The organism is Paenibacillus contaminans (assembly GCF_003285015.1).
Taxonomy (GTDB): Bacteria; Bacillota; Bacilli; order Paenibacillales; family NBRC-103111; genus Paenibacillus_V; species Paenibacillus_V contaminans.
This window is the reverse complement of the sequence record NZ_QMFB01000067.1, coordinates 1-6,206: the sequence shown is the minus strand read 5'-3', so window position 1 is coordinate 6,206 and position 6,206 is coordinate 1. Positions and strand designations below refer to the sequence as shown.

The 6,206-nt window shown below is 50.2% G+C and carries 6 protein-coding genes and 1 other RNA gene; 4 read left to right on the top strand and 3 right to left on the bottom strand.

Features of this window, described 5'->3' with window-relative positions:
• Positions 1-401: 401 nt before the first annotated feature.
• Together DQG23_RS41520 and DQG23_RS41515 are read right to left on the bottom strand one after the other, a co-directional pair.
• Positions 402-1,244: a DUF4247 domain-containing protein gene (locus tag DQG23_RS41520; RefSeq protein WP_113036940.1), complete on the bottom strand. Its 843-nt coding sequence runs from the start codon at positions 1,242-1,244 to the stop codon at positions 402-404.
• Positions 1,245-1,283: 39 nt separating this feature from the next.
• Positions 1,284-1,829, bottom strand: coding sequence for a DUF4178 domain-containing protein (locus tag DQG23_RS41515; RefSeq protein WP_113036939.1), 546 nt, complete (start codon positions 1,827-1,829; stop codon positions 1,284-1,286).
• 427 nt (positions 1,830-2,256) lie between these two features.
• Between DQG23_RS41515 and cshA the strand changes: the two genes are divergently transcribed.
• The gene (gene cshA, locus DQG23_RS41505; RefSeq protein WP_113036937.1) at positions 2,257-3,813 is read left to right on the top strand and encodes a degradosome RNA helicase CshA; all 1,557 of its coding nucleotides are present in this window, start codon (positions 2,257-2,259) and stop codon (positions 3,811-3,813) included.
• Positions 3,814-3,875: 62 nt separating this feature from the next.
• Here cshA and DQG23_RS41500 read toward each other — a convergent pair whose 3' ends face one another.
• The gene (locus tag DQG23_RS41500) at positions 3,876-3,971 is read right to left on the bottom strand and encodes a YjcZ family sporulation protein (RefSeq protein WP_113036936.1); all 96 of its coding nucleotides are present in this window, start codon (positions 3,969-3,971) and stop codon (positions 3,876-3,878) included.
• Between the two features lie 195 nt (positions 3,972-4,166).
• Between DQG23_RS41500 and DQG23_RS41495 the strand changes: the two genes are divergently transcribed.
• From DQG23_RS41495 to DQG23_RS41485, 3 genes are all read left to right on the top strand, one after another.
• Entirely contained in the window at positions 4,167-5,042 is an 876-nt protein-coding gene (locus DQG23_RS41495; protein ID WP_475114533.1) for a YesL family protein, read from the top strand.
• Positions 5,043-5,144: 102 nt separating this feature from the next.
• Positions 5,145-5,326, top strand: a non-coding RNA gene (gene ssrS, locus DQG23_RS41490) — 6S RNA.
• A 188-nt stretch (positions 5,327-5,514) separates the two neighbouring features.
• The gene (locus DQG23_RS41485; protein ID WP_113036934.1) at positions 5,515-6,039 is read left to right on the top strand and encodes an ADP-heptose synthase; all 525 of its coding nucleotides are present in this window, start codon (positions 5,515-5,517) and stop codon (positions 6,037-6,039) included.
• The last annotated feature ends 167 nt before the right edge of the window (positions 6,040-6,206 follow it).

Below are 6,206 nucleotides of genomic sequence, written 5' to 3'. Positions count from 1 at the left end.
TTTCAATGAAGAAAGGCGTCTTTCTGATGCTCGGAAATGCTGAATTGCACGATTTCGAGAACGTCATCTGCTTCCAGCGCTTCTATCCCGTGGACGAGCACGATTTCGGAATCCAGCTCACTTCTCTTAAGGAACGGGTATAGGTCTGGGCTTAATTTCATGACAATCCTGGACAACTTAATTGTTTCCACAGGCATCACCCTTCCAATCGTTTTTGCGATCAGAAAAAGCAAAATCTTAGCGAAACCGTAACCCAGAACCATTATGAAATTACATATTCAGTATAACATAAAATGAAGGAGGCGGGTGTTGATTTTTATTCCATACCAGGTTGAATACGATGGAGAACGAAACAAGTCCGCTATGCGCAGGCATGAACGGACTTGTTATTACAAATTTTACTACCGTTTCTTCGTTGAAAAGGAACCTGATTTCTTGCTTGTGCTCGGTTTGCTCGGCGCTTTGTACGAGGGGGTGGACCCGTCGTTCTTGCGGCTCGTTGAAGAAGAACCGCTCTTGCTCGACGAGGAGCTGCCGGACGATGAAGAGCTGCCGGATGACGAGCTCGAGTTATTGGTACGGAATGTGCCGGTAGTGCCCGACGATTTATTATCGTCGACGGAAGAGTTCGTCGATCCGCTATCCGTTTTGCCCGTGCTGCTGTTCGATTTGCTTGAGAAGCTTCCCGACCGGTCGGTAGTGGCAGGCTGATCCTTATTAACGGATGATGAAGACGTTGAGCTCTTCGTATCGCTTCCCGTATTCGACGTATAACCCCGATAACTCTGCGTCGCTTGCTTGCCGCTTGACGAAGCGCTGTCGAACAGCGTCTGCAGCACCGCAGCGGTAAAAAATCCTTGGAGGAACGACGAATCGTAGTTATCCCTCGCGTATTGAATGCTGTCGATTTCGACGAGCGTGTTCCCGGCATTTTGCGGGTCCTTCTGAATGTTGACGATATTGTCTTTGTAGATCAAAAACATCTGATCGGGACTTTCTTTGCTTGTTTCCTTCGGCTTCTGCTTATCCGCAAGCTCCTTGGCTACCGTCGGGACATCCTTGTTCTCGACCAAATATACTTTGGCGTCGCCTTTGCCTTTGCCCTGCGCGTCAACAAGCGGATAATTGTCTTTTACGTAGCTGCTTGCGCTTGATACATTCCCGAATAAACCGCTGATGGCCGCGATGATGACGGCGAAAACGACGACATATGCGATAACGTTAGACCATGACCAGCGTTTCATTTATGCACACCTCCTGTTCGCCAAAGTCCTCTGCAATCGTTATTTCCCGGCCGGTCTGCTGCTCCGCATAAATTTCACATCGGAAGCGGGGGTACGCTCGCCTTGCAAGGCGACGAACTTGCCATCTTGCCATTGAAGAAAGAAGTAATCCTCACCTTTCGAAAAATAGCGCCAAATAAGCACTTCGTCTCCGCTTCTGAAATCCGTATTTCCTTCCGTACGGGTAACGTCGCTGCGGTGGCTTTCGAGCTCGTATGAAATCTCGCCGTCCACATCGAGCCTGGTGGGCACGTCCTTCGGATTGTCGAGCGCCCCTTCCAAGAATTCGCACTTGAAACATTCGAATGTCCGGCCTTTTTCGACGACCAGACAGCATATATGCTTGCCGCTTTGCAAATAATAGGCGAAGCGATGGGGAGCGTAGCCGCGGTCGAAGTAAACGACTTTGCCGGAAATCACATATTCCTCAAGGTCTACGTTGACAATATCGCCGACGCGGGCATCCTCGAACGGATTGCTCTCGGGTGCGGCCGGCTGTTGTTTGTTGCTTCTCATAATATCGCCGATTCTTTTGAAAATGGACATGGTTCGCGCTCCTTCTTTCCCTTTAGTAAAACCATATGTCATTATGGCTAGTATAGCAGGGATTTCGCAGATTTTCGTAAGCTTTTTGCTGTCACAACTGTTAATACGCAGCAACGGGCGGCAAGGTTTCGGCATAATGTCGAAGCGGGACGAGTTTTATAACGAAAACTGGAAACGAAAAAAGATGTATGGTATAGTATTAAAGATATTCTTAAGAACGGCCGGTATTTTCCTGCTGCCTGGGGAAATACTTTTTTGTTGCAAATCGATGGACGGTTATGCCGATGGGCGGCTAACGAAGGGTCCGTGGTTAATGAGGCGCCCGGCAGGGTTTTTAACGGCCTCTAATAGACGAGTCGAACTTAAGGGTATAGAAAGAAGGGCGGGGGCAAGACTCTCCCCTATGGACAAAGGAGATTGAACTGAATTGAAAACTTTTAACGAATTCGGCCTTGAGCCGAAGGTACTGCGCGCGATTACCGAAATGGGATTCGAGGAATCGACTCCGATTCAGGAAAAAGCGATTCCGCTGGCCCTCGAAGGCAAAGACCTGATCGGCCAAGCTCAAACGGGAACGGGAAAAACCGCCGCTTTCGGCGTACCTCTTATTAACAAAATTCAAGTATCGGAAGATCGGATCGTAGCGCTCATCATGTGCCCGACGCGCGAGCTGGCGATTCAAGTTGCGGAAGAGATCGAGAAGCTCGGCCGTTTCAAAGGAATCCGTTCGCTTCCGATTTACGGCGGCCAAGATATCGTGAAGCAAATCCGCGCTCTGAAAAGACGCCCGCAAATCATCATCGGGACGCCGGGACGTTTGCTCGACCATATCAACCGCAAAACGATCAAATTGGACGACGTACAAACCGTCATTTTGGACGAAGCGGATGAAATGCTCGACATGGGCTTTATGGACGACATCCAATCCATTCTCAAGCTCGTTCCTGAAACCCGTCATACGATGCTGTTCTCTGCGACGATGCCTCCGAACATTCAGAAGCTCGCTCAGCAGTTCCTCAAAAATCCGGAGCATGTATCCGTTATTCCTAAGCAAGTGAGCGCTCCGCTCATTCAGCAGTTCTACATCGAGCTGCAGGAAAAGCAAAAATTCGAAGTTCTTTGCCGCCTGGTCGACATGGAAGCGCCGGAGCTGGCGATTATTTTCGGCCGGACGAAACGCCGCGTCGACGAGCTGTCCGAAGCGCTGCAAAAACGCGGTTACTCCGCGGAAGGCCTTCACGGCGACTTGTCGCAGCATCAACGCGATGCGGTCATGCGCAAATTCCGCGACGGCAGCATCGACGTATTGGTAGCGACTGACGTTGCAGCCAGGGGCTTGGACGTTTCCGGCGTAACCCACGTCGTAAACTTCGACCTTCCGCAGGATCCGGAAAGCTACGTTCACCGGATCGGCCGTACAGGCCGCGCAGGCAAGGAAGGAACGGCATGGACGTTCGTAACGCCTCGCGAAATGGATCATCTGCATTTCATCGAGCGTCTGACTCGTCACCGCATTGCCCGCAAACCTATGCCAAGCACGGCTGAAGCCTTTGAAGGCAAGCAGCGCATTACGGCGGAGAAAATTCTCGATATCGTGCAGAACGACGAAGCGAACGAGTACAAAGGGCTTTCGATTCAACTGCTCGAGCAATACGATTCCGTCGCCCTGCTGTCGGCTGCGCTCAAGCTGCTGACCCGCGAATCGAAGGAAGTCAACGTCGAGCTGACGCCGGAAGATCCGCTTCGCGTTAAGAAGAGAAGACCGGATATCCGTTCCTCGGGACGCAAGCCGAATTCTTCGTCCTACATGTCGAAGCGTACCGACCGTTTCGGCGGCGGAAGCGGCGGATCGCGTCCTCCGCGCCGCGAAGGCTCGCGTGACGGCGGATGGGACAACCGTGGCGGAGGCTCGCGCGACCGCGGCAGAAGCTACGGCAGCTCTTCGAGCAGCTCCAAGCGTTCCGACGATTACGTGAACAACTAAGCACCAAAAAAAAGAAGACGAAGTTCTGCGACGAACTTCGCCTTCTTTTTTGTGTCGTTCAATTAGCAGCACAGGGAACAGGAAACGATCACAAGAAGAATGAACAATACCAGAATGGCGGCTGTGGAAGTGCCTCCGAAATTCAGGGATGCGGACATCGGCTTTTCCTCCTTTGACTGGTTATTTGTAACGGGTTATACCACATCATATTGTGACAAACGCCTTCATGTTTAGACGACTACCTATACCCAGAAAAATAGGCTATAATAAGAAAATATCCAAACTTTAGATGTGTCAAACAAACTGCGCTCTGGATACGAAGAGGAGGAAATGTTTTGGAATTTCGCGGCGTCATGGGAGGATTTTATCGGATATCCGAATGGATTATGCGGTTATCCGTCATTAATGTGCTGTGGGTGATTTGCTCGCTGCCGTTCTTTTTTCTGGTCGTAAGCGTTTTACTGAATCCCGCTACGGAAGAGATTACGTTGGACGTCATGAAATCTTGGCTGCTTATGCTGGCCATCGTGTCGCCGTTTACACTGATTCCGGCCACAACGGCGATGTTCGTCGTTGCGCGCAAATGGGTAACGGGCGATACGGACGTACCGCTGTTCAAAACATATTTCCGCGGCTATAAGGAAAACTACTTGCAAAGCATGCTCGGCGGGCTTCTGTTCGTCCTGCTCGGCGGCATTATCGTCGTCAACTACCAGTTCTACGGCGGGCAAGGCGGGATGCTGCGGCTGCTGTCGATTTTGTTTATTACGCTGTTTTTCATTTTGATGGCCGCTTTCTTTCATTTCATTTCCATCATGGTACACTTCCACATGAAGCTGTTCCAAATTCTTAAAAATTCGTTCCTTGTAGCGATCGGGCATCCGATCCTGTCCATCAGCATGCTCGCAGTCAACGCGGCGATTATGTATATAAGCGTCGTCAAGTTTAACTTCCTTGTTCCTTTCTTCATGGGCAGCTTGCTCGCAACCGCTTCATTCTGGCATTTCAACCGCAGCTATCAGAAAATGCAGGAGCGGATGGAGAAGTTCAAGAAGCAGGAGGAATCGGGCGAAGAAGGCGAAGGGGAATCCGACGAGCTTATCATTCAAGGCGGCGAAGAGAAAGACAAACGTCCGGAGCCGGAAGCCGCTGCCGATTCCGAAAGCAAACCGGACCCATCCAAACNTGCCGATTCCGAAAGCAAACCGGACCCATCCAAACGGGATTAAAAGAGTTGTCGATACGCGCCAAAAGTTGGCTGTAGTGACAAAAGGCTTCCGCCCGGCGAGGTTTACATTCCGTTCCGGAGGCATTATAATGGGAATACGTTAAACATCCTGCGATGTACGTTACGGTTTTAAGTTGTTTTGAACCAATGACTGTTTCACGGGAGACCAACATGTCCGACGCGGCTGACATGCCCTCGAAAAGGGACTTCAAAAACGTCGCTGAGGTCACCCACCTGCGAGAGCGGGTTTGAAACACTAAATCGGACGGCATTTGCGGGTTTTTATGCAAACAGAGCGGATGTTCCTTAAGCGGCGACGTTTCGGGATTATCCGTTTTTTTGTATATCGGAAAGCGTCAAAGATGCAGGCAAGCGTTTATCCTTGGTAACTCTGGTACGAAGATAACGGACATGTTATGATGATAAAAGTGTAAATCGGACTATTGGGGCAGTTAGAGGGGGTATTGAACAAGATGAACCGGCGATTTGTTATTGAAGCAGTTATGGTTGCGGTATATGGAGAGCTGCTGGTGCCGAGTCGGCCCGTGGAATATGTCATTCCTTATTCATCCATCTTGGAGCTTTATGAAATGAGGGGCAGCAGCGAGCCTGTCATGCCTGATCCGGAGGAAGACGCGCACGTAAAGAAAAAAATCGGCGAGCTGATCGAGTATTTCGAAGACTCGCTTAACAAGAAGAAGATCGAACGCGCGCTTCAGGCGCCTTGGCGCAAAAGCCCGCCGCTGCTTGTGAACGACAACGTCACGTTTACGATCGTTTACGCTATGGACAACGCCCAATACGGCGAAACGTTCGACCCGATCGAAACGGAGCTGCTGCTGACTGCAATAAATGAGCAAGCGCCGCTTTTAACGGACCAGTTGGAGCTTCTTGACAAGCTGATCGAAACCGACGTGCCCGTACAAGCTTTCGATGTAGACGATTTCGAATTCGCGGTCGAAGACGGTATGGAAGCGGAAGAGTGGAAGACGCATTAATTTTTGAGTGAGATATAAGTGATATAAGGGCTGTCCCAAAAGTGTAGTGCGAAATGGACTAGTCTCGAATTGTAAACAAAGAGGTTTCCAAAACCACTGATAAAGGAGGCCACTGACAAACTAATGATTTTTCAGTGAGTTCCAGTAGCGGGTACAAAAAATGCGAC